The following is a 21,827-nucleotide window of genomic DNA, read 5'->3' as shown; positions in this document are numbered from 1 at the left end:
ATATATCAACGCCGTTCGGGACAGTCCACATGGCGCATGCGCGCATCTATCAGCTCACCAAGAATGCGATGCAGTCGGGCCGTGCCCGGACCGATAGCTGGATTCTCGAATATGAGCCGACCGAAGCCAAGCGCGCCGATCCGCTGACCGGGTGGACCGGGTCGGGCGACACCCGCGGACAGGTCAAGCTGGCCTTCCCGACATTGGACGCTGCGCGCGCCTATGCCGAACGGGAGGGCCTGACCGCCCATGTCGTTGCTGGTGGGGCGCGGACGCTCAAGCTGCAGGCTTATGCCGACAATTTCCAGGTCGGGCCGATCAATCTTTAACTATACCACCGCCCAGCAGCAGTAGCAGCTTCACGTCCATCATCTTGCCCAGCGCACGCTGGCGCTCGAGAAAATCCGCTACCGCATCCAAGGCGACCCGGTGGACGATGATGTTCTCGCCCTCGACGCCGCCGCCGTCATGCACCCTCTCCAGCCCCGTCGCGCGAACCAGGGTGAAGGTCTCCGAAACCATCCCGGGTGACGACGCGAATTCACCGATCGCCTCGATTCGCGCGGGGCGGTAGCCGGTCTCCTCCTCCAGCTCGCGCGCGGCGGCGGTCTCCATCGCCTCGCCCGCGGTTTCGTCGCCGATCAGCCCGGCGGGCAGTTCGATGCAGTTCGCCTTGAGCGGCACGCGATATTGCTCGACCAGCAGGATGTGGCCGTCGTCGATCGCTACGATCACCGCGGCGCGGATGCCCCGGGCGCGGCCGACATATTCCCACTGGCCTTCGCGCTTTGCAGTGATGAAGCGGCCCTGCCACATCGTCTCGACTTGCATCGTCACAGGTAGATCATCCTGTTCGGCATCTCGTCGGGGTCGTTGCCGCTGTGTGGGAAATGCTCGGCAAGAACGTCGCCGATCGCGCTGACGGCCGCCGCCATCCCCTCGCCCGGCCGGTCTTCCTTGAGGTGATCGACCAGCAGCGCCATCGCCGCGCCCCAGGCTTCGGGCGCAACCTTCGCGACGATCGCCTCGTCTGCAACGATCTCGGCACGGTGCTCGGCGATCGACAGGTAGACCAGCACCCCGGTACGACTGCGCGTGCGCCGCTCGGTCGATGCCTTGAACAGGGCGATAGCGCGGCTGCGCACGCGCCGCGTCTTGGTCTTGCCCGGCGTGAAGACCATGCGCAGCGGCCACCAGGCGATGATGAAGCGCGTGAACAGGAATTTGATCGTCGCGGCGAAGACCATAATGGTCAGCAGCTCGCGCGGCGTCCAGATGTGCCAGCCTCCGCTCAACCGGTCGATCAAGCCGACATAGACGTCGGGGAAGGCGGCATAGACGGCCAGCGCGAGCAAAGCGACCAGCGCCGCCCATACCAGCGGCACGTCGTTATAATTGTCCGAGCGTTCGGCAACGATCGTCGCGATCTCGGCGTCCGAACGGCTTTCGGCCTCAGTGACAGCCTGGGTGACGAGCTCGATGTCCTGTTCGTCGATGCTGATCTTCTGCATCACCAACTCCCCGACGATCCGCCGCCGCCGAACGAACCGCCGCCGCCCGAAAAGCCGCCGCCGCCCCAGCCGCCCCCGGAACCGCCGCCCCAGCCGCCGCCGCCTCCGCCCCAGCCGGGGCCCCAGAGGATGACTGGCCCGCCGCCGCCGCGATAGCGCCGACCACCGCCGAAGCGGTTGGCGATGCTCGACCCAAAGATGAAGAGCAGCACGATTATCCAGAAGATCAGCGAGAGCGGCGGGCCGCTTTCCTGCTTCTGGCGGTCCTCGGCGACGAGCTTCGCGGCCTGCGCCCGGGCCTGGTCGGGCGGAAGCTGGAGGAGCTGCACCAGCGCGTTACTGCCGGCGAGAATACCGCCGGCCATGTCCTTGTCACGGAATCTGGGCAGGATGTTTCGCTGGATGATGACGCTCGACAAGGCGTCGGTGACGATCGGTTCGAGGCCGTAGCCGACCTCGATCCGCACCTTCCGCTCATTGGGCGCGACCAGGAGGAGCAGCCCGTCATTGGCCTTCTTGTCGCCGAGTCCCCATTTGCGGCCGAGCTGATAGCCATAATCCTCGATCGGGTAGCCCTGCAGGTCAGGGATCGTCGCAACCACCATCTGCCGGCCACTCTGCTGCTCAAGTTGCGCGAGCTTCGCGTCGAGCGCGGCGGCCTGATCGGGCTGGAGAAGGTGAGCGTTGTCGACGACGCGGCCGGTGAGCGCAGGAAAGCTCTGCGCGAAGGCGGGAGCGGTGAGGAGTGAGAGGAGGAGGAGTGCTACAAAAGCAGCGATCCCCCTCCCCTTCGGGGGAGGGAGGAAAGATGCTGGGTGCAACACCGTCTCAGATCTCAAAAAGTGACGGTCGGCGCGTTGGCGGCACCTGCACTGGCTTCGAATGGCTGCAGTGGCTGGGCGCCATGAAACACCTTGGCGCCGATCGCGGTCGGGAAGGTGCGGATCAGCGTATTATAGCTGCGCACCGCTTCGTTATAATCGCGGCGGGCGATCGAAATTCTGTTCTCGGTGCCCTCAATCTGGCTCTGCAGCGCGAGGAACTGATCACTCGACTTGAGCTCGGGATAGGCCTCCGACACGGCGAGCAGGCGTCCCAGCGAGCCGCTGAGCTGCGCCTGGGCATCGGCAAAAGCCTTCACCTTGGCCGGATCCTGCAGGTCGGCGCCCGACAGCTGGATGCTGGTCGCGCGGGCGCGGGCGTTGGTGACATCGGTAAGCACCGACTTTTCCTGCGCCGCATAGCCCTTCACGGTGTTGACGAGGTTGGGAATGAGGTCGGCGCGGCGCTGATACTGGGTCTGGACATCCGCCCACTTCGCCTTGGCTTCCTCCTGCGCCGCCGGCACGCTGTTGATGCCGCAGCCACTGACGGCAATCGCAGCGACCGGAGCAAGCAGGGCGGCGGAGAAACGACGATCGATGGTCATCTGCTGGTCTTCCCTGAACCGACTATATCAACGCGCTACGTATTGCCGACGCGTAGGAGTTCAATGCCCGGCTTGACCTTTATTGCATGAAGGCGATGATCGCGTCACGGCCGAGCTGCTCGGACATGCACAAGGAGAGCCTGACATGCTTAATGATTTCAAGGCCTTCATCAACAAGGGCAATGTCGTCGATCTGGCGGTGGCGGTGATCATCGGCGCGGCGTTCGGGCGTATCATCACCTCGCTGACCGACGACCTCATCATGCCCGTGATCGGCTATCTTACCGGCGGCCTCGATTTTTCGAGTCACTTTATCCGGCTCGGCGCGATCCCCGCCGATTTCGCGGGCTCGATCACCAGCTACGCCGATCTCAAGAAGGCCGGCGTGCCGCTGCTAGGCTTCGGCCAGTTCATCACCGTTACCGTCAATTTCCTGATCGTGGCGTTCATCGTGTTCCTGGCGGTGCGCGCAGTGCAGCGGCTCCAGCGGAAGCAGGAGGATGCGCCGGCGGCCCCAGCGGAGGAGGTTGTGCTTTTGCGCGAAATATTGGCGGAACTTAAGAGGAAGGACTGATCCGCGCACGCGAAGGCTTCAAATATCCGCGACGCGCCCCTATATGGGTCCTGCCGGGTTCGCCCGGCTATGGTGATAAATGATGTCGCGAAATAGATGCAGCGGACCCGGGGGCGGTACCCGGCGGCTCCACCAGAAGGCCCGGCAACGGGGTTCCTGACGGGGCCGAACTAGGATCGACGTGTATTCAAAGGCGATGTTTTTGCCCGGCCTGAATGAGCCGTTAAACCGTTCGAACCTACAAGTGCTAACGATAACGAGGCACTCGCGATCGCCGCGTAACCTAGTCCTCACGGACAAAGTTACTAAGGCTTAGCGCGGTTCGGTCCGCACCGGGCAACAGAAGCGGAATCCAGCGGCCCCGGGGGGGCCGGGCAACAGAACCCCCCGACCCACTCTGAGACTCGGAGCACCGGGCAACAGAAGCTCCCCACTCCTTTTGTGCGGCCTCAGGCGCCGGCGGTCACCTCCGTGACCTAGGCTATCCTCGCTGCGCTCGGACGCGCTGTTCGCGCTTGGCTCTTCGAACCACTCTGCCTGTCGCGCGGGACTGTCTTCTTCGTGTAATACAGTCTTGCGCCTCGGAAATCAGCGGATAATCTCCCGGCCATAACCCGTTCGGGAGACGATTTTCATGGATAGACGTCAATTCATCGGCTCGGCCGGCCTGGCCCTGCTTGCCGGCGCGGTGCCGCGGCTGGTCGAGGCTGCCGCCAATTCGGGCAACACGGCCGACCAAAAGCTCTCCGCGCTCGCCGCCTCGCTGTGGGAGCAGAAGCTCGACCACAGTCCCGAACTCGCGACAAACCTGGGCCTCGACAAGGGGCCGCGCGTCGCGGCGAAGAGCAGGCTGGATGGCTATAGCAAGGCCGATCAGGCGGGCAGCCTTGCCCGCGACAGGGCCGCGCTTGCCCAGCTCCGAGGCTTCGACCGCGCCGCCTTCTCGCCAAAGGCCCAGCTCAACTATGACGTGATCGTCTATATCTTCGAGCAGGTCACCAAGGGCGGCGGCAAATATCCGTTCGGCGACACCGACGGCTATTACACGCCCTATGCGATCAGCCAGCTGACTGGCCCCTATTCGCAGGTGCCGGACTTCCTAGATTCGCAACATGTGATCGAGACCAAGCCGGACGCCGACGCCTATGTCGGCCGGCTGCGCGAGTTCGCGCGGGTGCTCGACGAGAATACGCGCTTCCAGCAGGAGGATGTCCGCTACGGCGCCTTCGCTCCGGATTTCGCGCTCGACCTGACAATGGCGCAGCTCAAGGCGCTGCGCGATACGCCCGCCGCGGACACGGTAATGGTCGAATCGGTCGTCCGCCGGACGAAGCAGAAGAATATCCCGGGTGACTATCAGGCTGTCGCCGAGAGGATCGTCACCAGCGAGGTGTTTCCGGCCCTCGACCGCCAGATCGCGCTCGTCGCCGGTCTGCGCAAGGCGGCGACCCATGATGCCGGCTGCTGGCGGCTGCCCAAGGGCGACGAATATTATGCCGACGCGCTGATGAACGCGACGACCACCAAGCTGACGCCCGAGGAAGTCCACAACATCGGTCGCGAACAGGTCGCCGACATCTCGTCGCAGATCGACGCGATCCTCAAGGGGCAGGGGATGACCCGGGGCTCGATCGGCGAGCGGCTGACCGCGCTCAACCACGACCCCAAGCAGATCTTCCCCAATACCGACGCCGGCCGGGCCGAGCTGATCGACTATATCAACGGCCTGGTGAAGGTGATCGAAGCGAAGCTGCCCCAGGCCTTTGCGACGCTTCCGCAGGCGAAGCTAGAGGTGAAACGGGTGCCGCCTTTCATCCAGGACGGCGCGCCGAACGGCTATTACAACTCGGCCGCGCTCGATGGCTCGCGCGGCGCCATCTACTATATCAACCTCAAGGATACCGCCGACTGGCCGCGCTACGGCCTACCGAGCCTGACCTATCATGAGGGCGTGCCGGGCCATCATCTCCAGATCAGCCTGGCGCAGGAGGCGAAGGACCTCCCGATGCTGCGCAAGGACGCGCCGTTCGGCGCTTATGTCGAGGGCTGGGCGCTCTATTCGGAGCAGCTCGCCGACGAGCTGGGCGTCTATGAGGGCGATCCGATCGGCCGAGTCGGCTTCCTCCAGAGCTTCCTGTTCCGCGCGGTGCGGCTCGTGACCGATACTGGCATCCACTACAAGCGCTGGAGCCGCGAACAGGCCACTGATTATATGATCGAGGCGACCGGCTTCGCGCGCCCCCGCACCCAGCGGGAGGTCGATCGCTACTGCGTCTGGCCGGGCCAGGCGTGCAGCTACAAGATCGGCCATATGAGCTGGGTGAAGGCGCGCGAGCGGGCCAAGGCGATCCAGGGCGCGAAGTTCGACCTCCGCCAGTTCCACGAGGTGCTGCTCGAAGGCGCGCTGCCGCTGACGATCCTGGAGCATGTCGCCGAGGCAAGGGCGCGGGCGTAGCGTTGGCAAGCAGAACATCTCCCGTGCGGGAGAGGTTCTGCTTGACTCTTCACAGCGACGTACCGATCTGTAACATCGGTTGGCGGCGAGGAGCAGAAGGATGATCGATCTCTATTATTGGGGCACCCCCAACGGGCACAAGATCACGCTGTTCCTTGAGGAGGCGGGGGTCGGCTATCGCGCGCATCCGATCGATATTTCCAAGGGTGAGCAGTTCGCCCCCGGCTTCCTGGCAATCTCTCCGAACAACCGCATTCCGGCCATCGTCGACAACGAACCGCCCAGCGGCGGGGCTCCGCTGTCGCTGTTCGAATCGGGCGCGATCCTGCTCTATCTTGCGGAGAAGACCGGGCGCTTCCTGCCCGCCGATCTCGCGGGCCGCGCCGAGGTGCTGCAATGGCTGTTCTGGCAGGTGGGCGGGCTTGGCCCGATGGCGGGGCAGAATCATCATTTCGGCACCTTCGCACCCGAGAAGATCCCCTATGCGATCGACCGCTATGTGAAGGAAACGGCGCGTCTTTACGGCGTGCTCGACAAGCGGCTCGCCGACCGCGCCTTCGTGGCGGGCCAAGATTACTCGATTGCCGACATGGCGATCTATCCCTGGATCGTGCCCCATGAGCGGCAGGGCCAGAATCTCGACGATTTTCCCCATATCAAGCGCTGGTTCGAGGCCATAGCCGCACGCCCCGCGACGGCGCGCGCCTATGCCGTGTTCGATCGGATCAAGGAGGCGGCTTGAACGCGGATCAGCTGGCGGTCGGAAAACAGCTTTCGGTGCTGAGCGTTGTCAGCGTGCTCGGCAGCAGCTTGGTCGTGGCACCCTGATAGGGGCTGGTGATCGCCACCTTGGTCATGCCCGCTATCGAAGAGCAACTCGTGCTCGGCGTCAGCGTGACCGACGTTGTCGCCAGCGGCACACCCGAGGCGGCGGCGCGCGCGACCGCATAGCCCTGCACCTCGGCCGAGGTCTTGCAGCCGGTCACGCCCAGCGCGGCGCAACGGGCAGTGTGCGTCGCCACCTCCTGCAGCGTCTGATAGGTCCAGGTGGCGCGCGCGCCATCGATGATCAGGAACATGAACATCAGGAAGGCGGGCGCGACCAGCGCGAACTCGACCGCCGTCACCCCCGAGACATCGCGCGGCAGGCGCCTCATTGCAGCCTTACCACCGCACTGCGCGTCTGGACCATGTTGCCGCCCAGCATCGCCGCCGGCACCAGCATCGTGCTGCTCGTCGCGACCGCCTTGATGTTCAGATAATAGCCGGCGAGGCTGCCGTCGGCGCAGGCCGCGTTGCACGCGGTCGTTATATAGGTCGGAGTCGGCGTTGTGCCGGTGACACAGGCGCAGGTCCGCGATGTGTTGACGCAATTCGCACTGCCGCCGTTGCAGCCCACGGTCACGACCGGCGCGGTCGACAGCTTCGCAGCGGCGGCAACGAACGTGCCGATCGCCGCCTGGTCGACGCTGCTGCGCGAATTGAACGCGATCATCGCGCCCTGCTCGACCGCGCTGTCGAGCCGGAGCCGCTGCTGATACCACATGCCGATATCGAGCCCGGCGGTCATCACGAAGAAGAACAGCACCGAGAGCAGCGCGAACTCGATCGTGGCGACGCCGCGGCGGTCTTCGCGGAGGCGATGGAGCAGCTGCCGGATCATCTGAACAGCGACACGCTCGGTACGGGGCCGGTGGCCCCCGACAGGGCCGAACAGGTGCCGGTCGAGGTCGCGCCACTGCCGGTCATGCTCAAGGTGCTGACGATCAGCATCATGCAGGCCGATCCAGATGCGGACATCGATGCGCCGCCGCTGATGCTCATGTCCGATTTGGGCGCATAGATCAGCCCGGCATATTGGTTGCTCGATCCGCCCCCTATGGATGTATCGGCGGTGCTCTTGGTTGCGAGCAGCAGACCGGGTATGCCGTAGCTACTCGCGGCGCCAGGGGCGGCAAGGTTAAGCGACGTGCCGCCCGACAGCGCGAAAGTACCGCCGAGGCCAAAGCTGACGTCGACGCCGGTCATCGTGCCGCCGGTGTTGTTCGTGAAATTGCCCTTGATGACATAGCTGCCCGAACCGAAGGTCGAGCTGCCGCTCAGATCGAGATTGCCGGCGATGACGTGCGTCGCCGCCTTCGGGAAGACGATCGTGCTGCCGCCATTGCTGGTGATGTTGCCGCCCGCGCTGAAGGTGCCGGCAGCGGCGGTGGGCGTGCCGCAATTGGCCGTGAAGCAGAGCTTGCTGCCGCCGCCGATGTTGATGGCAACACCCCCGCTGGATCCGATCGTAACGGTGTTGCCGACGCCGACATCGAAATCGGCCAGCGCGCCCCCGCTCAGATCGATCTTGCCGTTGATGCCGATATTGCCGCTGCCGACATGCAGCACCGTCCCGCCGCCCATGCTGATCGAACCGATCGTCAGGTTGACCGGTCCCTGAAAGGTGGCCGTGATGCCGCCCTGCAGCGTCAGCGTCCTGATCGAATAGGTGCCGGCGGGAATGACATAGGTGTTGTTGCTGGTGCGATAGGCCGCGACGTTGACGGCGGGATTATAGTTGAGATCCCAATCCGACGTGCCGGCTGCAGGCGGCGTCACCAGCGGCGAGGTGCACAGCGTGTTGCCGTCGGCATAGTCGCTGTCGCTCGTGCCCGTCAGCTTGTTGACCTGACAGAGCAGCAATTTGAGCGCCGCGTCACCGCTCATCCAGTCGCTCGCGGCATTGGCCTTGCTGGCGAAGACATTGTTCGCGGTGGGAGAGGTGGTGATGGAAGCGCCACCGCTCTTGCTCACCGTCTTGCCCGCATCGACCTGCTTGGCGGCGATCGAGGCGCTGCCCGCGACGCTGACTCCGGCGTTGGTATCGACGGCGCATCCCGCGGCCGTGACCGATGAGTTGCCGGTCATCGTGATGGCGTAGGCGGGCGAAGAAGACAACGCAGCGATACAGGGCGGCGTGGTCGTCGCGATCGTCGTGGTGGTCGCGGCGCCGACCGCGGTGACATCGTAGCTCAGCGCGGCGGTGAAGACCCGGCCGAGCGCGAGCGGCACGGCCGTGGTGATCGTCACCTCGACGAGCTGCCGGCTGCTCGACGCGTCGGTGACCAACGCCACCGTGGCCGCGCTCGCCGCAATGCCCTGCGCGACGACGACCGCCTTGGCGGTCGCAGTCATCTCGTTGGTGCTGCTGTTGACGTTATACGCCAGCGCCCCGGCCAGCGCCGCCATGTCGGCGACCCGCTGGTTGGTCGTGTCAACGGCATAGCCCTGGGTCGCCTCGACCGCGAACGCCCCCATGCCGACGATCGTCGTCAGCGACAGCGCGCCAATCAGCGCCACGGCGCCGTGCGTACTATCGGACAGGCGGCGCGCGAAAGCCGCGAAAGAGTGAATCCAGCCCCGGATCATGGGGCTCGTCTAAACGATGGTGGTTAATAAAGCGGATAAGGAGACGATTAGCAGCCACCACCTCATCACGTCGTTCCGGCGGAGGCCGGAGTGACGGATTAGGGGGAGTGTGTGTATGTCGGTGGAGCTCGCCTAGCTCAGCCGTCCCTCGTGCAGCCGCACCACCCGGTCCATCCGCGCCGCCAGCCGCTCGTTATGCGTCGCCACCAGCGCCGCCGAACCCTCGTGGCGGACGAGCCGCAGGAATTCGGCGAACACCACATCGGCGGTCGCCTCGTCGAGATTGCCGGTGGGTTCGTCGGCCAGCACCAGCGCCGGCCGGTTGGCCAGCGCGCGCGCCACGGCGACGCGCTGCTGCTCGCCGCCCGACAGCTGGGACGGGCGATGGGTCAGCCGCTTGGCGAGGCCGAGCGAGGAGAGCAGGCTTTCCGCCCGGTCGCGCGCCGGCTGCATCTCGGCACCATGGATCAGCTGCGGCAGCACGACATTCTCGACCGCGCTGAAATCCGGCAGCAGATGGTGGAACTGATAGACGAAGCCGAGCTGGTCGCGGCGGATGCGGGTGCGGCCCGCCGCGTCGGCCTTGGCGGCTTCCTCGCCTGCGATGCGGATCGATCCCTCGAACCCGCCCTCGAGCAGCCCGACCGCCTGGAGCAGCGTCGACTTGCCCGAACCCGAGGGGCCGAGCAGTGCCACGATCTCCCCCGGCGCGATCGACAGATCGACCTGCCGCAGCACCTCGATCGCGACATCCGCCTGGTGGAAGGTGCGGGTAAGGCCCGTCACGTCGAGCACGTCACTCATAGCGGAGCACCTCGACCGGATCGGTGCTCGCGGCCTTCCACGCGGGATAGAGCGTAGACAGGAAGCTGAAGCCCAGCGCCATGATGATGATCGCGCCGACCTCGACGGGATCGCTCTTGGCGGGCAGCTCGGTCAGGAAGCGGATCGACGGATCCCACAGATTCTGGCCGGTCAGCAACTGCACGAAATTGACCACCGCCTGCCGGTAGAACAGGAACACCGATCCCAGGATGATGCCCGTACCGGTGCCAAGCACGCCGATCACGATGCCGACCGTCATGAAAATCTTCATCAGCGCCGCGCGCGATGCGCCCATCGTCCGCAGGATCGCGATGTCGCGCCGCTTGGCACGCACCAGCATGATCAGCGACGACAATATGTTGAACACCGCGACGAGGATGATCAGCGAGAGCACGACGAACATCGTGACGCGCTCGACGGCCAGCGCCTCGAACAGCGACGCGTTGAGATCGCGCCAGTCGCGGATCTCGCCCTGCATCGCGATCTCGGGCTTGAGCGGGGCGATGATCTCGCCGACCCTGTCCGCGTCGATCGTCTGGATCTCGACCATGCCGACCGCGTCGCCCAGCATCAGCAAGGTCTGCGCGTCGGACATCGGCATCACCACGAATGCCTTGTCATAATCATAGACGCCGACCTCGAAGATCGCCGCGACCTGATAGGAGACGATGCGCGGCACCGTGCCGAACGGCGTGGTCTGGCCCTGCGGACTGATCAGGCTGATCTGGCTGCCGAGGTCGGCGCCGAGCTGTTCGGCCAGCCGCGCTCCTATGGCGATCTTGCTCGATCCGGGCTCCAGCGCGTCGAGCGAGCCGCGCACCACCTTGCCCTGCATCACCGGGTTGCGGCGGATATCGGCGACGGTCATGCCGCGCACCAGCACGCCCTCGACGCGCCCCGAATAGGTCGCCATCAGCGGCTGCTCGATCAGCGGCGTCGCGGATGTGACGCCAGGCAGCTTGCGCGCGTCGGCGGCGATGCGGCGCCAGTCGGGGAGCTTGCCGTCATAGCCCTGGATCACCGCATGGCCGTTGAGGCCGACGATCTTGTCGAACAGTTCGGCGCGGAAGCCGTTCATAACGCTCATCACGATGATCAAAGCCGCGACGCCGAGCGCCACCGCCACCAGGCTGATCGACGCCACCAGGAAGATGAACGCCTCGCCGCGCCCCGGCAGCAGGTAGCGCCGGGCGATCATGCGCTCGTAGCGGTTGAGGATCATGACGGTGCCAACAGGCTCATCCTGCGATCCTCTGGAGCGCGTCCTCCACCGACAGCTCGATCTTCTCGCCGGTCGCGCGGCGCTTGAGCTCGACGACGCCCTTGTCGAGCCCTTTCGGGCCGATCACGATCTGCCAGGGCAGGCCGATCAGGTCCATCGTCGCGAATTTGGCGCCGCCGCGTTCGTCGCGGTCGTCATAGAGCGTCTCGACGCCAGCCGCCTGCAGCTTCGCATAGAGATCGTCGGCCGCCGCCGCGCAGCGCGCATCGTCGGCGCGCATATTGATGAGGCCGACCGCGTAGGGCGCCACCGAATCGGGCCAGATGATCCCGGCATCGTCATGGTTGGCCTCGATGATCGCGCCCACCAGCCGCGACACGCCGATGCCGTAGCTGCCCATCTGCGGCACCACCGGGGCGCCGTCGGGCCCCTGCACGCTCAATCCCATCGCCGCCGAATATTTGGTTCCGAAGAAGAAGATATGGCCGACCTCGATGCCGCGAGACTGCTTGAGCGCCGCACCGGCCTCGGTTTCGCGGGGGAGGTCGCGCTTCTCGTCGGTCGCGGCATAGTCGGCGGTCAGGCCGGCCACGAACGCCTGCAGCGCCTGGGGATCGTCGGCGTCGACATCGAGCGCGCGCTCCGCCTCCCAGTTGCTGTGATAGAACACCTCGCTCTCGCCGGTCGGGGCCAGGACGATGAACTCATGGCTGAGATCACCACCAATTGGCCCGGTGTCCGCCTGCATCGGGATCGCCGCCAGGCCCATGCGCTTGTAGGTGCGCAGATAGGCGACGAACATCCGGTTATAGCTGTGGCGGGCGCCATCTACGTCGAGATCGAACGAATAGGCATCCTTCATCAGGAACTCGCGGCCACGCATCACGCCGAAGCGCGGGCGGACCTCGTCGCGGAACTTCCACTGGATGTTGTAGAGCGTGCGCGGCAGATCCCGATAGCTTTTGGCAGCGTCGCGGAAGATCGCGGTGATCACCTCCTCGGCGGTCGGCCCGAACAGGATGTCGCGCTCGTGCCGGTCCTTGATGCGCAGCATTTCCGCGCCATAATCGTCATAGCGGCCCGACTGGCGCCACAGGTCGGCCGACTGGATCGTCGGCATCAGCAACTCGATCGCGCCGGCGCGGTCCTGCTCCTCGCGGACGATCTGCTCGATCTTGCGCAGCACGCGGTGGCCGAGGGGCAGCCAGGCATAGATGCCCGCCGCGGTCTGGCGGATCATGCCCGCGCGCAGCATAAGCTTGTGGCTGACGATCTGCGCGTCGGCGGGCGATTCCTTCATCACCGGGAGGAAGTGGCGGGATAGGCGCATGAAACGGGGCACTCGCGAGGATCAGGTTGGGGGCTGTCTATGCGGAGGCGCCCGCGCGGGCAACATATTCGGTTCCGCCCTTTTCGGCCGTACCGTTCAGTCCCTGTTGCCGATTAAACACACCCGCCGTCTTTCGAGTCCGCTGCCCTTGAAAGCCAATGACAAGGTCGGGGGGCGGATGTAGGAGAAGCGGCACGGAACATAAGGCAACAAAATGGCCATGGTTCGGGGAAAAATCGAGGCTCCGCCGTCATTTAAAGGGGTGGCAGTGTAGAGCCCGAAATTGGGGGTTGGCGAACAATCGTCACGCGGCGCCGGGATCGGAAACGATCCCGGCGCTTGCCTTTTCAGTCCACCCTGCCTGCGGCATTTCGGTCCGCTTCCACGTCGAACTTCTTCCGGCGCGACGGATAACGGCGGCGTCCAGTGCGTTCTGTTCGCGAAGGAGAGCCCCCATGGCCAGCCAGCCGCCCTCGCCAGAAGAATTCCCCGTAGATGCGCCGGTCGATATCCCGGTGCCCTCGCCGACCGATCCCGATCCTGGCGCGCCCAGCGACCCGGTGATGCCGGATCTTCCGGGGTAGGGCGGTGCATGGCCCGCCAGCTCTGGAAATCAGAAGGCAAGTACGCCTATTTTGGCTCGCACGCCGCTCTGCCGCTGGGGTGGTCCCGACGATTGCGGCAACGTGATCGCCTTTCTCCGCTCGAACCGCGCCCGGTTTTTGTGCGTGGCGTCACCATATCCCGGTCGACGACCGCTCTGCCTAGTGGCCGAGAAAGGGGTTTATAGCGAATACGCATGCATGCCGGACGGTCTGACGCGTTCTCCTCCCACGCGTCCGCGCGCTCGGCGCTAACTCCAACGGACTGGCAGATAGGTCGGGCCCCAAACGTTGAAGCCTTCGCCCCGCCGTGGCTCGCCGATCAGTTGCAGGTCGGGAAGACGTTCGATCAACATCTGGAACGCGCGCTTCACCTCCATGCGGGCCAGCCCTGCTCCGATGCAAAAATGGAGGCCACCTCCGAAGGACGCATGCTTGCGGGCCAGGCCGCCCGGCCGATCTAGGCGAAACTCGTTCGGATTATCGAAGACGTCTGGATTCTGGTTCACGGCCACGACATTGTACATCGCCTTGGCGCCGGCTGGGATCGTGATGCCGCCGACCTCCACGTCGTGCCGCGCGGACCGGAATTGAGCCAGGACCGGTGGATCAAGCCTAAGGCTCTCGTCGATCGCCACCTCGATCAGGTCAGGGGCTTCCTTCAATCGACGCCACAAGTCCGGCTGCTCCAGCAATCGCCACAGCAGATTGCCGAGGAGGTTCATCGTCGTCTCGTTGCCGCCGAGGATTACGGCGAGCATCAGCGAAAGCGTGTAGTGGTCCGGCACGGGATCATCGCCGATCCGGCTGCACATGAAGCGCGACATGAAGTCGTTCGGCAAGGTACTACCGACGAGCGCCATGTCTGGTTCGAGGCCTAGCCGCGCCAGTTCTCCTCGTCGCTCGGCGATCAGGCCGAAGAGCGATTCCGCTATTTCCCGCGCATCGTCCATCTGCCGCTCGGCGGTGAAGTCCGGATCGTTGAAAATGCTGTAGTAATAATGGTCGGCCCAAAGCTTGTACTTGGTATAGTCGCGCTCGGGCACTCCCATCAGCACGCACATGAGACGTGATGGCAGCGGCATGGCGAACAAATCGAAGAAGTCGCCCTCCGGCTGCGGCTGCTTCATCATATTGTCGATAAGATCATCGACGATCCGCTCGACCACACCTTGGATGCGCATAAGCTCCGCGGGGGCGAAGGCGCGCTGGATGATCCGCCTGACGGCATGATGGCTCTCATCGTCCCGCAGCATCGGCGTCATGAGTTCTTCGGGAAGGAGCGTGGGAGCATTGCCGCGCTCGATCGTCCAAGTAGCGGCATCCCTCAGCATGACCTGCTCGATATAGGTCGGATCGTTGATGATGAAGAAGTCAAACCGGCCGCGGTAATGCGCGACGGGACATGTCGCCGCAAACTCTGCCAGCGATCCCAATGGATCGCCTTTGGTTTCTTGCGAATAGGGATCGAACGCCGGAGTTCGCAGCACTGCCTCGTCGGACCTTAGGCCGTTCATTCACGTGCCTCTTCTAATGTCGATGCCATCGACGTGTTTGCGACGGCACTGTCTTGCATGGACGCCTCGGACTCGGTTGTAACCGTTTGAACGAACCTGGCATCGTCGACTCGGACGATTTCAGGTCTGCGTATCTACAATTTCAGGCAGACCGGATTGCCGCAGACCAGCGCGCGGCGCGACGATGGATGGGCGGGATCAAGCGATGCTTCAGCCGCCTCAAGCACTTCCGCCGCTTCGCAACGCGCTACGGCCGGCGAACCATCCGCTTCGCCGGCTTCATTCACCTCGCCGCCGCAATGATCCGGTTACGCTGAATGTCGACCCGCCTTAGACCAGCCGGCTCTGCTTGACCGCAGCTTCGATGAAGCTGCGGAATAGCGGGTGCGGGTCGAACGGCTTGCTCTTGAGCTCCGGGTGGAACTGGACACCGACGAACCAGGGATGGTCGGGCCGCTCGATCACCTCGGGCAGCTCGCCGTCCGGCGACATGCCCGAGAATACCAGACCGCCCTTTTCGAGCGACTCCTTGTAATGGGCATTCACCTCATAACGATGGCGATGCCGCTCAGAGATCGCGGTGGCGCCATAGATCGATGCCGCATGGCTATTGCCCGACAGCACCGCGTCATAGGCGCCGAGCCGCATCGTGCCGCCCATGTCGCCGCCTTCCTCGCGCTTCTGGAGTCCGTCTTGGCTCATCCATTCGGTGATCAGGCCGACGACGGGCTGGGCGGTGGAACCGAATTCGGTGGTCGATGCGTCCGGAATGCCTGCGGTGTTACGGGCGCTCTCGATGCATGCCATCTGCATGCCGAGGCAGATGCCGAAATAGGGAACCTTGCGCTCCCGCGCGAAGCGGACCGCGGCGATCTTGCCTTCCGAGCCACGCTCGCCAAAGCCGCCCGGCACCAGGATCGCGTGCATCGGCTCGAGATGGCCGGCGATCTCGCCGCCATTCTGCTCGAACAGCTCGGCGTCGATCCAGCGGATATTGACCTTCACCCGGTTGGCAATGCCGCCATGGACCAGCGCCTCGTGCAACGACTTATAGGCGTCGAGCAGGCCGACATATTTGCCGACCACGCCGATGGTGACTTCGCCCTCGGGATTTTCCAGTCGGTCGAGAATCTCTGTCCAGCGGCTAAGTTCGGGCTCGCCCTGGGTTTCTATCCCGAAGGCCGCCAGCACCGCGTCGTCGAGGCCCTCGGCGTGATATTGCAGTGGCACACCATAGATGCTGGCCGCATCGAGCGCGGGAATGACCGCTTCCTTGGCGACGTTGCAGAACAAGGCGATCTTGGCTCGTTCGCCATCGGGCAGCGGCCGATCGCAACGGCATACCAGCACGTCGGGCTGGATCCCGAGCGAGGTGAGATCGCGGACGCTGTGCTGGGTCGGCTTGGTCTTCAGCTCGCCAGCCGCAGCGATATACGGCACCAGCGTCAGGTGAACGAAGATCGAATTGCCGCGGCCGAGATCGTTCCGCAGCTGGCGGATCGCCTCCATGAACGGCAGCGACTCGATGTCGCCCACCGTGCCGCCGATCTCGCACAGCACGAAATCGAGATCCTCGACATCGGTACGCGCAAACTCCTTGATGGCGTCGGTCACGTGCGGGATCACCTGGACGGTGGCGCCGAGATAGTCGCCGCGCCGCTCTTTCTGGATGATCGTCTGGTAGATCCGGCCCGAGGTGACATTGTCCGACTGGCGGCTCGGCACGCCGGTGAAGCGCTCATAATGGCCGAGGTCGAGATCGGTCTCGGCGCCGTCGTCGGTAACGTAGACCTCGCCATGCTGGTAGGGCGACATCGTGCCGGGATCGACGTTCAGATAGGGATCGAACTTGCGGATGCGGACCCTGTAACCACGCGCCTGGAGGAGCGCAGCGAGGCTTGCCGCCATGAGGCCCTTGCCAAGCGAGGAGACCACGCCGCCGGTGATGAAAATGAACCGCGCCATGGGAATATGGGTTTAGCGCTGTGAGAGGGCGAAGGGCAAGGTGGGGAACTCCATCTTTTTTCAATTATACTGTGGACGAACAACGGGAAAGGCGCCCCGCGATCCGCAGGGGCCTTTACCATCACATTGATATTACGAGCTTATTGCGGAGCAGCGCCGTTGGCAGGAGCGCCGCCGCCCTGCGCCGCAGCCGCGGCAAGCGGATCATTGCTGGCCGGTGCCGGCCCGGGGCTGGCCGTGGCGGTCTTGCCGACCAGCGACGTGTCGATCTTGGCCGGCGCACGTTCCACTGTGGCCAGCGCCGCCAGCGTGATGCTGAGCACCACGAAGATCGTCGCCAGGACCGTCGTCGTCTTCGTCAGGAAATCGGCCGCGCCGCGCGCGCTCATCAGTCCGCCGGGATTGCCGCTCGACGCGAGCCCGCCGCCTTCCGACCGCTGCATCAGGATAACGGCAACCAGCGCCGCCGCGATGATGATGTGGAGGACGAGCAGGAAGGTGAACATCGGACGCTTTCGATTTCGAGGTTGCGGCGCATCTAGTCGATCGGGGCACAAGGTTCAACCTGCCTGCTCCGCCCCGCTTGCCGCAGGCGCGGAAAGATCAGGATGCCGCCGCCGCGCCTTCGATGATCGGCACGAACTGCGCCGCGGTCAGGCTCGCGCCCCCGACAAGCGCGCCATCGACATCGGCCACGGCCAGCAGTTCCCTGGCATTGTCGGGCTTCACCGATCCGCCATAGAGAATCCGCACCTTCGCACCCTCGTCGCCGAGCAGCAGCGCAAGGCGCCGCCGAATCGCAGCGTGCATCTCGGCGACGTCTCCGGTCGAAGGGGTGCGTCCTGTGCCGATCGCCCATACCGGCTCATAGGCTATGACGAGTGTCGTCCCGGTGCCGTCGCGCGGAATCGAGCCATCGAGCTGTCCCTCGACGACCGCGATCGCCCGACCGGCGTCGCGCTCCGCCTCGGTCTCGCCCACGCAGACGATGGCGAGCAGCCTGGCGGCGATCGCCGCGCTCGCCTTGGCCTGTACCTCGGCGTCGGTTTCGTGCTGGTCGGCGCGGCGCTCGCTATGGCCGACGATGACGAGCTTCGCCCCTGCTTCGACGAGCATCGCAGCGCTGACACAGCCTGTATGCGCGCCCTTGGCGGCAGCGTGGCAATCCTGCGCCCCGACGGCGAGCGCAGGAACCCGATTGACGGCCGCTGCGATCAGCGTGAAGGGCGGGCACACCGCAACGTCGACCGACGGCTGCGCCGCGGCCGCGGCTGCAATCGCATCGAGTTCTGCGAGGCTCCCCAGCGAGCCGTTCATCTTCCAGTTGCCAGCCACCAGCTTGCGCAATGCCATAGTCGTTCCTCGATCAGCGTTCGCCGCGGCCTTAGATTTACCGTTCGATTCCCGCAACCGCCCCCGGACGTTGCGGTCATGGGCTTTGGACCCTATGGCAGCGAAATCGCTATCTGATCTCAGACGGAACGCTTGATGATCTCCTTTTTCCGCCGCGCGCTTTCCTCCTGGGTCGTCCTTGGTCTGCTCGCGCTGATCCTCGTCGCCTTCATCATCACCGGCGTCAGCACGCCCGGCGCGCTGGGCGGAGCCGGGCCTACGGCAACCATTGCCGAGGTGGGCGACGCCAAGATCAGGTCTGACGAGTTGCTGCGCCGTGTCCAGAACCAGCTCGAAAGCACCCGCCGCGAACAGCCAGGCGTCGACCAGAAGGCCTTCCTGGTCGGCGGCGGATTCGAGGGGGTCACCGACGCACTGATCAGCGCCCGCGCCCTCGAAAGCTGGGGCCGCGAGCAAGGTTTCGCGATCGGAAAGCGACTGATCGACGCCGAGGTTGCCAGCAACCCGGCATTTCGCGGCGTCACCGGCCAGTTCGACGAGGATACGATGCGCCGCATGCTCGCCCAGGCTCGCGTCAGCGAGAAGGACCTGCGCGCCGATATCGCCAGCACCCTGATACGCGGCCAGATCCTCGCGCCCGTCGCCGCGGCGGCGCCGGCCCCGGCATCGGTCGCCAGGCCTTATGCCGCAGTGCTCCTCGAGCAGCGGACCGGGTCGATCGGAATCATTCCTTTCGCCGCGGTGGTCGATCCGCGCCAGCCGAGCGATGCCGAGATCACCGCCGCATATCGCGCCAATATCACCGCCTACACCACTTCCGAGGCACGCGTGTTGCGCTATGCGCTGTTCGGCCCGGCCCAGGTGGCGGCGCAGGCGATCCCGAGCGAAGCGGAGATCGCCGCTTATTATCAGGAGAACTCCGCCAGCTACGCGGCCCGTGAGAATCGCAGCCTCGGCCAGGTCATTGCCCCCAGCGAAGCGGCTGCGCGGACGATCGCAGCAGCAGCGAAAGCCGGAACCCCACTGACCGCGGCTGCCGCAAAGTCGGGCCTGGAAGCATCGACCCTGAACAATCAGAGCCGCGCCGACTATGCCCGTTTGTCGAGCGCAGAGATCGCCGGCCAAGCCTTCTCCGCGGCGAAGGGCAGCATCGTCGGCCCGCTGAAGGGTTCGTTCGGCTGGTATGTGGTGCGCGTGGAGGCAATCAGTGGCAGCCCGGCTCGCTCGCTCCAGGAAGCCCGGCCGGAAATCGTGGCGCTGCTGACCAAACAGAAGGCCCAGGACGCGCTGTCGGAGCTGAGCGGCAAGATCGAAGATGCGGTGGCCGATGGCGCGAGCTTCGCGGAGGTGTTGGCCAGCAACAAGCTCGTGGCGGTGGACACGCCGCCGATCCTGGCCAGTGGCCAGCCGGTCGGCCAGCCCGGCTGGAAGGCTCCGCCGGAACTGGGGCCGCTGCTCAAGACGGGTTTCGAAGCCGCAGCCGAGGATCGCCCGACTGTCGAGACCATCGTCCGCGACCAGCAATATGCGCTGCTGAGCGTGGCCCGGGTGATTCCGCCGACGCCGCTGCCGCTCGCCCAGGTGCGGGACGCGGTGGCGCGCGACATCATCGCCAAGCGCGCCGCGCGGCGTGCCAGCACGATCGGCGAACAGGTCACTGCCGCGGTCAACCGGGGCGTCCCGCTGGCCAAGGCGCTCGCCGATACCGGCATCAAGCTTCCGCCGCCCCAGCCGGCCCGCGCCAGACAGCTCGACCTCGCCCGCGCACAGGCGAGCGGCGCCGAGGTCCCGGCGCCGCTGCGGGCGCTTTTCACGCTGCAGAAGGGCAAGGCCAAGCTATTGGCAGGCGACAAGGGCGGCGTGCTGTTCGTGACGGTGCTGGACACCGTGATGGGCGGCAACCTGTCGGCGGCTCCCGGCCTGCTCGACAATACCCGCCAGGATCTCGCCCGCTCCTATTCGCCCGAACTCGGCGAACAGTTCATGCGCGCCGTCGAGCAGGACGTGAAGGTCAAGCGTCATCCCGATGCGATTGCCGCTGCCAGGCGCCAGTTCGCCGGCGCCCAATAGGATCAGGATGATGGGGGAAACGCAGGACCAGTCGGCGCGCGAGGCGCTTGCACGCGGCGAGCCCGCATTGGTCTGGCGTACCCAGGTCGCCGACACCGACACGCCGGTCGCCGCCGCGCTCAAGCTGATCCGTCCAGGCCGTGGCGATTTCCTGCTCGAGTCGGTCGAGGGCGGCGCGGTTCGCGGGCGTTATTCGCTGCTCGGCCTCGCGCCTGACCTGATGTTCCGCGCCCGCGGCAACAGCGCGGAGATCAATCGCCACTGGGCAACCGACGCGCAGGCCTTCGAGCCGCTGGCCGAGGACGCGCTGACCGCGATGCGCGCGCTGGTCACGGCGTGCCGGATGACCGTCCCCGAGGGGTTGCCGCGCGCGCTCGCCTGCCTGGTCGGCTATTTCGCATATGAGACGATCGGCCTGGTCGAGACGCTGCCGCGCCCGCCCGCCAACCCGCTCGACCTGCCGGATATGCTGTTCGCGCGGCCGACGATGATCCTGATTTTCGACAGGCTGGCCGACCAGCTGTTCATGGTCGCGCCGCTGTGGCCCGACAGCGCCGGCACGCCGGAGGCCAAGATCGCCGGCGCCATAGAGCGGATCGAAGCGCACGCCGCAATGCTGGACGGACCGCTCCCGCCGCGCAGCCGGTGCGATGTCGACCCCGGCGCACCGGCCCTGACGCCCCAACTGGGCGCCGATGCTTATGGCGATATGGTGCTGAAGGCGAAGGACTATATCGCCGCAGGCGACATCTTCCAGGTGGTGCTTGCCCAGCGCTTTACCGTGCCCTTCCCGCTGCCGCCGATCGATCTCTACCGCGCGCTGCGGCGGATCAATCCGTCGCCCTTCCTCTATTTCCTCGACCTGCCCGGCTTTGCGTTGATCGGGTCGTCGCCCGAGATACTGGTGCGCGCGCGTGACGGCGAGGTGACGATCCGGCCGATCGCCGGCACCCGACCGCGCGGCCGCACCGCCGCCGAGGATGTCGCCAATCGCGAGAGCCTGCTGGCCGATCCGAAGGAGCGTGCGGAACATCTGATGCTGCTCGATCTTGGCCGCAACGATGTCGGGCGCGTTGCCCTGGCGGGCACGGTAGAGGTGACGGACAGCTACACGGTCGAGCATTACAGCCACGTCATGCATATCGTCTCGAACGTCGTTGGACGGCTCGATCCAGGCAAGGATGCGCTCGACGCGCTGTTCGCGGGCTTCCCGGCGGGCACCGTATCGGGTGCGCCGAAGGTCCGCGCCTGTCAGATCATCGCCGAACTCGAGCACGAAACGCGCGGCGCCTATGCGGGCGGTGTCGGCTATTTCTCGGCCGACGGATCGATGGACAGCTGCATCGTGCTGCGCACCGCGGTGGTCAAGGACGGGGTGATGCATGTCCAGGCCGGCGCAGGGATCGTCGCCGACAGTGATCCGCTCTATGAGCAGCGTGAGTGCGAAGCGAAGGCCGGCGCGCTTATTGCGGCCGCGCAGGAAGCGCTGCGGCGCGCGTCGGAACCAAGTTTCGGACAATAGACCATGTTGCGCCGAAACGGTTCATGCAAGCGACAGAAACC

Annotated in this window: 22 protein-coding genes and 1 other RNA gene; 9 read left to right on the top strand and 14 right to left on the bottom strand. The window is 65.3% G+C overall.

The genetic code is table 11. The features are described from left to right. Positions 1 to 29 precede the first annotated feature (29 nt). Positions 30 to 329: an ETC complex I subunit gene (locus AC1DQK_RS06660; RefSeq protein ID WP_477868648.1), complete on the top strand. Its 300-nt coding sequence runs from the start codon at positions 30 to 32 to the stop codon at positions 327 to 329. Here AC1DQK_RS06660 and AC1DQK_RS06655 read toward each other — a convergent pair. Genes AC1DQK_RS06655 through AC1DQK_RS06640 form a run of 4 tightly spaced genes read right to left on the bottom strand, consistent with a single transcriptional unit; the run spans position 319 to position 2,940 of the window. Continuing rightward, positions 319 to 831 (bottom strand): NUDIX hydrolase, encoded by a 513-nt coding sequence (locus tag AC1DQK_RS06655; RefSeq protein ID WP_477869262.1) that lies wholly within the window; start codon positions 829 to 831, stop codon positions 319 to 321. The two genes, AC1DQK_RS06660 and AC1DQK_RS06655, sit on opposite strands and share 11 nt — an antisense overlap. A 2-nt stretch (positions 832 to 833) precedes the next feature. Beyond that, positions 834 to 1,511, bottom strand: a complete 678-nt coding sequence (locus AC1DQK_RS06650) for a TPM domain-containing protein (protein WP_477868646.1) — start codon at positions 1,509 to 1,511, stop codon at positions 834 to 836. Further along, positions 1,511 to 2,290, bottom strand: a complete 780-nt coding sequence (locus tag AC1DQK_RS06645; RefSeq protein ID WP_477869260.1) for a TPM domain-containing protein — start codon at positions 2,288 to 2,290, stop codon at positions 1,511 to 1,513. The genes AC1DQK_RS06650 and AC1DQK_RS06645 overlap by 1 nt, the downstream gene beginning before the upstream one ends. Positions 2,291 to 2,346: 56 nt before the next feature. Beyond that, positions 2,347 to 2,940 carry a LemA family protein gene (locus tag AC1DQK_RS06640; protein ID WP_477868644.1) on the bottom strand — a complete coding sequence of 198 codons (594 nt, stop codon included), beginning with the start codon at positions 2,938 to 2,940 and terminating at the stop codon, positions 2,347 to 2,349. 145 nt (positions 2,941 to 3,085) lie between these two features. On the opposite strand from AC1DQK_RS06640, the gene mscL reads away from it, so the two are divergent. From mscL to AC1DQK_RS06620, 4 genes are all read left to right on the top strand, one after another. Then, positions 3,086 to 3,514 (top strand): large conductance mechanosensitive channel protein MscL, encoded by a 429-nt coding sequence (gene mscL, locus AC1DQK_RS06635; RefSeq protein ID WP_477868642.1) that lies wholly within the window; start codon positions 3,086 to 3,088, stop codon positions 3,512 to 3,514. A gap of 13 nt (positions 3,515 to 3,527) precedes the next feature. After that, positions 3,528 to 3,868: a transfer-messenger RNA gene (gene ssrA / locus AC1DQK_RS06630) on the top strand. Between the two features lie 280 nt (positions 3,869 to 4,148). After that, entirely contained in the window at positions 4,149 to 5,969 is a 1,821-nt protein-coding gene (locus AC1DQK_RS06625) for a DUF885 domain-containing protein (protein WP_477868640.1), read from the top strand. A gap of 100 nt (positions 5,970 to 6,069) precedes the next feature. After that, positions 6,070 to 6,711 (top strand): glutathione binding-like protein, encoded by a 642-nt coding sequence (locus AC1DQK_RS06620; protein ID WP_477868638.1) that lies wholly within the window; start codon positions 6,070 to 6,072, stop codon positions 6,709 to 6,711. Positions 6,712 to 6,718: 7 nt separating this feature from the next. Here AC1DQK_RS06620 and AC1DQK_RS06615 read toward each other — a convergent pair whose 3' ends face one another. From AC1DQK_RS06615 to proS, 6 genes are all read right to left on the bottom strand, one after another. Further along, positions 6,719 to 7,126 carry a TadE/TadG family type IV pilus assembly protein gene (locus tag AC1DQK_RS06615; protein ID WP_477868636.1) on the bottom strand — a complete coding sequence of 136 codons (408 nt, stop codon included), beginning with the start codon at positions 7,124 to 7,126 and terminating at the stop codon, positions 6,719 to 6,721. Further along, positions 7,123 to 7,632, bottom strand: coding sequence for a TadE/TadG family type IV pilus assembly protein (locus AC1DQK_RS06610; RefSeq protein WP_477868634.1), 510 nt, complete (start codon positions 7,630 to 7,632; stop codon positions 7,123 to 7,125). The genes AC1DQK_RS06615 and AC1DQK_RS06610 overlap by 4 nt, the downstream gene beginning before the upstream one ends. Continuing rightward, positions 7,629 to 9,380, bottom strand: a complete 1,752-nt coding sequence (locus tag AC1DQK_RS06605) for a hypothetical protein (protein ID WP_477868632.1) — start codon at positions 9,378 to 9,380, stop codon at positions 7,629 to 7,631. Before AC1DQK_RS06605 ends, AC1DQK_RS06610 begins: the two co-directional genes overlap by 4 nt. A gap of 132 nt (positions 9,381 to 9,512) precedes the next feature. Further along, positions 9,513 to 10,184 (bottom strand): ABC transporter ATP-binding protein, encoded by a 672-nt coding sequence (locus tag AC1DQK_RS06600; protein ID WP_477868630.1) that lies wholly within the window; start codon positions 10,182 to 10,184, stop codon positions 9,513 to 9,515. Next, positions 10,177 to 11,427, bottom strand: coding sequence for a lipoprotein-releasing ABC transporter permease subunit (locus tag AC1DQK_RS06595; protein ID WP_477868628.1), 1,251 nt, complete (start codon positions 11,425 to 11,427; stop codon positions 10,177 to 10,179). Before AC1DQK_RS06595 ends, AC1DQK_RS06600 begins: the two co-directional genes overlap by 8 nt. 16 nt (positions 11,428 to 11,443) lie before the next feature. Further along, positions 11,444 to 12,757: a proline--tRNA ligase gene (gene proS / locus AC1DQK_RS06590; RefSeq protein ID WP_477868626.1), complete on the bottom strand. Its 1,314-nt coding sequence runs from the start codon at positions 12,755 to 12,757 to the stop codon at positions 11,444 to 11,446. A 455-nt stretch (positions 12,758 to 13,212) separates the two neighbouring features. Here proS and AC1DQK_RS06585 point away from each other — a divergent pair, with 455 nt between their 5' ends. Next, positions 13,213 to 13,341 (top strand): hypothetical protein, encoded by a 129-nt coding sequence (locus tag AC1DQK_RS06585; RefSeq protein WP_477868624.1) that lies wholly within the window; start codon positions 13,213 to 13,215, stop codon positions 13,339 to 13,341. A gap of 269 nt (positions 13,342 to 13,610) precedes the next feature. Here the strand turns inward: AC1DQK_RS06585 and AC1DQK_RS06580 are convergent, their stop codons facing one another. Continuing rightward, positions 13,611 to 14,876 carry a cytochrome P450 gene (locus AC1DQK_RS06580; RefSeq protein ID WP_477868622.1) on the bottom strand — a complete coding sequence of 422 codons (1,266 nt, stop codon included), beginning with the start codon at positions 14,874 to 14,876 and terminating at the stop codon, positions 13,611 to 13,613. A 188-nt stretch (positions 14,877 to 15,064) separates the two neighbouring features. On the opposite strand from AC1DQK_RS06580, the gene AC1DQK_RS06575 reads away from it, so the two are divergent. Next, entirely contained in the window at positions 15,065 to 15,193 is a 129-nt protein-coding gene (locus AC1DQK_RS06575; protein WP_477868620.1) for a hypothetical protein, read from the top strand. 13 nt (positions 15,194 to 15,206) lie between these two features. Here the strand turns inward: AC1DQK_RS06575 and AC1DQK_RS06570 are convergent, their stop codons facing one another. The 3 genes from AC1DQK_RS06570 to tpiA all read right to left on the bottom strand — a co-directional run bounded on the left by AC1DQK_RS06570 (position 15,207) and on the right by tpiA (position 18,194). After that, complete coding sequence (locus tag AC1DQK_RS06570; RefSeq protein WP_477868618.1) at positions 15,207 to 16,841, bottom strand: CTP synthase; 1,635 nt, start codon at positions 16,839 to 16,841, stop codon at positions 15,207 to 15,209. A 140-nt stretch (positions 16,842 to 16,981) separates the two neighbouring features. After that, positions 16,982 to 17,347 carry a preprotein translocase subunit SecG gene (secG, locus tag AC1DQK_RS06565; protein ID WP_477868616.1) on the bottom strand — a complete coding sequence of 122 codons (366 nt, stop codon included), beginning with the start codon at positions 17,345 to 17,347 and terminating at the stop codon, positions 16,982 to 16,984. Positions 17,348 to 17,444: 97 nt separating this feature from the next. Then, entirely contained in the window at positions 17,445 to 18,194 is a 750-nt protein-coding gene (tpiA, locus tag AC1DQK_RS06560; protein WP_477868614.1) for a triose-phosphate isomerase, read from the bottom strand. A gap of 135 nt (positions 18,195 to 18,329) precedes the next feature. Between tpiA and AC1DQK_RS06555 the strand changes: the two genes are divergently transcribed. Beyond that, positions 18,330 to 20,264 carry a peptidylprolyl isomerase gene (locus AC1DQK_RS06555; RefSeq protein ID WP_477868612.1) on the top strand — a complete coding sequence of 645 codons (1,935 nt, stop codon included), beginning with the start codon at positions 18,330 to 18,332 and terminating at the stop codon, positions 20,262 to 20,264. A 10-nt stretch (positions 20,265 to 20,274) separates the two neighbouring features. Next, positions 20,275 to 21,786: an anthranilate synthase component I gene (gene trpE / locus AC1DQK_RS06550; protein WP_477869258.1), complete on the top strand. Its 1,512-nt coding sequence runs from the start codon at positions 20,275 to 20,277 to the stop codon at positions 21,784 to 21,786. The last annotated feature ends 41 nt before the right edge of the window (positions 21,787 to 21,827 follow it).

This window comes from Rhizorhabdus sp. P4_G5 (genome assembly GCF_056401065.1).
Note: the sequence above shows the minus strand (reverse complement) of the source record. Positions and strands in the feature narration are given on the sequence as shown.

Excerpts from the sequence above, each read along its gene's own strand:
- AC1DQK_RS06660 (WP_477868648.1), top strand. The coding sequence starts at position 30 with ATGGCGCATGCGCGCATCTATCAGCTCACCAAGAATGCGATGCAGTCG.
- AC1DQK_RS06655 (WP_477869262.1), bottom strand. The coding sequence starts at position 831 with ATGCAAGTCGAGACGATGTGGCAGGGCCGCTTCATCACTGCAAAGCGC.
- AC1DQK_RS06650 (WP_477868646.1), bottom strand. The coding sequence starts at position 1,511 with ATGCAGAAGATCAGCATCGACGAACAGGACATCGAGCTCGTCACCCAG.
- AC1DQK_RS06640 (WP_477868644.1), bottom strand. The coding sequence starts at position 2,940 with ATGACCATCGATCGTCGTTTCTCCGCCGCCCTGCTTGCTCCGGTCGCT.
- mscL (WP_477868642.1), top strand. The coding sequence starts at position 3,086 with ATGCTTAATGATTTCAAGGCCTTCATCAACAAGGGCAATGTCGTCGAT.
- AC1DQK_RS06625 (WP_477868640.1), top strand. The coding sequence starts at position 4,149 with ATGGATAGACGTCAATTCATCGGCTCGGCCGGCCTGGCCCTGCTTGCC.
- AC1DQK_RS06620 (WP_477868638.1), top strand. The coding sequence starts at position 6,070 with ATGATCGATCTCTATTATTGGGGCACCCCCAACGGGCACAAGATCACG.
- AC1DQK_RS06615 (WP_477868636.1), bottom strand. The coding sequence starts at position 7,126 with ATGAGGCGCCTGCCGCGCGATGTCTCGGGGGTGACGGCGGTCGAGTTC.
- AC1DQK_RS06610 (WP_477868634.1), bottom strand. The coding sequence starts at position 7,632 with ATGATCCGGCAGCTGCTCCATCGCCTCCGCGAAGACCGCCGCGGCGTC.
- AC1DQK_RS06605 (WP_477868632.1), bottom strand. The coding sequence starts at position 9,380 with ATGATCCGGGGCTGGATTCACTCTTTCGCGGCTTTCGCGCGCCGCCTG.
- AC1DQK_RS06600 (WP_477868630.1), bottom strand. The coding sequence starts at position 10,184 with ATGAGTGACGTGCTCGACGTGACGGGCCTTACCCGCACCTTCCACCAG.
- AC1DQK_RS06595 (WP_477868628.1), bottom strand. The coding sequence starts at position 11,427 with ATGATCCTCAACCGCTACGAGCGCATGATCGCCCGGCGCTACCTGCTG.
- proS (WP_477868626.1), bottom strand. The coding sequence starts at position 12,757 with ATGCGCCTATCCCGCCACTTCCTCCCGGTGATGAAGGAATCGCCCGCC.
- AC1DQK_RS06585 (WP_477868624.1), top strand. The coding sequence starts at position 13,213 with ATGGCCAGCCAGCCGCCCTCGCCAGAAGAATTCCCCGTAGATGCGCCG.
- AC1DQK_RS06580 (WP_477868622.1), bottom strand. The coding sequence starts at position 14,876 with ATGAACGGCCTAAGGTCCGACGAGGCAGTGCTGCGAACTCCGGCGTTC.
- AC1DQK_RS06575 (WP_477868620.1), top strand. The coding sequence starts at position 15,065 with ATGGGCGGGATCAAGCGATGCTTCAGCCGCCTCAAGCACTTCCGCCGC.
- AC1DQK_RS06570 (WP_477868618.1), bottom strand. The coding sequence starts at position 16,841 with ATGGCGCGGTTCATTTTCATCACCGGCGGCGTGGTCTCCTCGCTTGGC.
- secG (WP_477868616.1), bottom strand. The coding sequence starts at position 17,347 with ATGTTCACCTTCCTGCTCGTCCTCCACATCATCATCGCGGCGGCGCTG.
- tpiA (WP_477868614.1), bottom strand. The coding sequence starts at position 18,194 with ATGGCATTGCGCAAGCTGGTGGCTGGCAACTGGAAGATGAACGGCTCG.
- AC1DQK_RS06555 (WP_477868612.1), top strand. The coding sequence starts at position 18,330 with ATGATCTCCTTTTTCCGCCGCGCGCTTTCCTCCTGGGTCGTCCTTGGT.
- trpE (WP_477869258.1), top strand. The coding sequence starts at position 20,275 with ATGGGGGAAACGCAGGACCAGTCGGCGCGCGAGGCGCTTGCACGCGGC.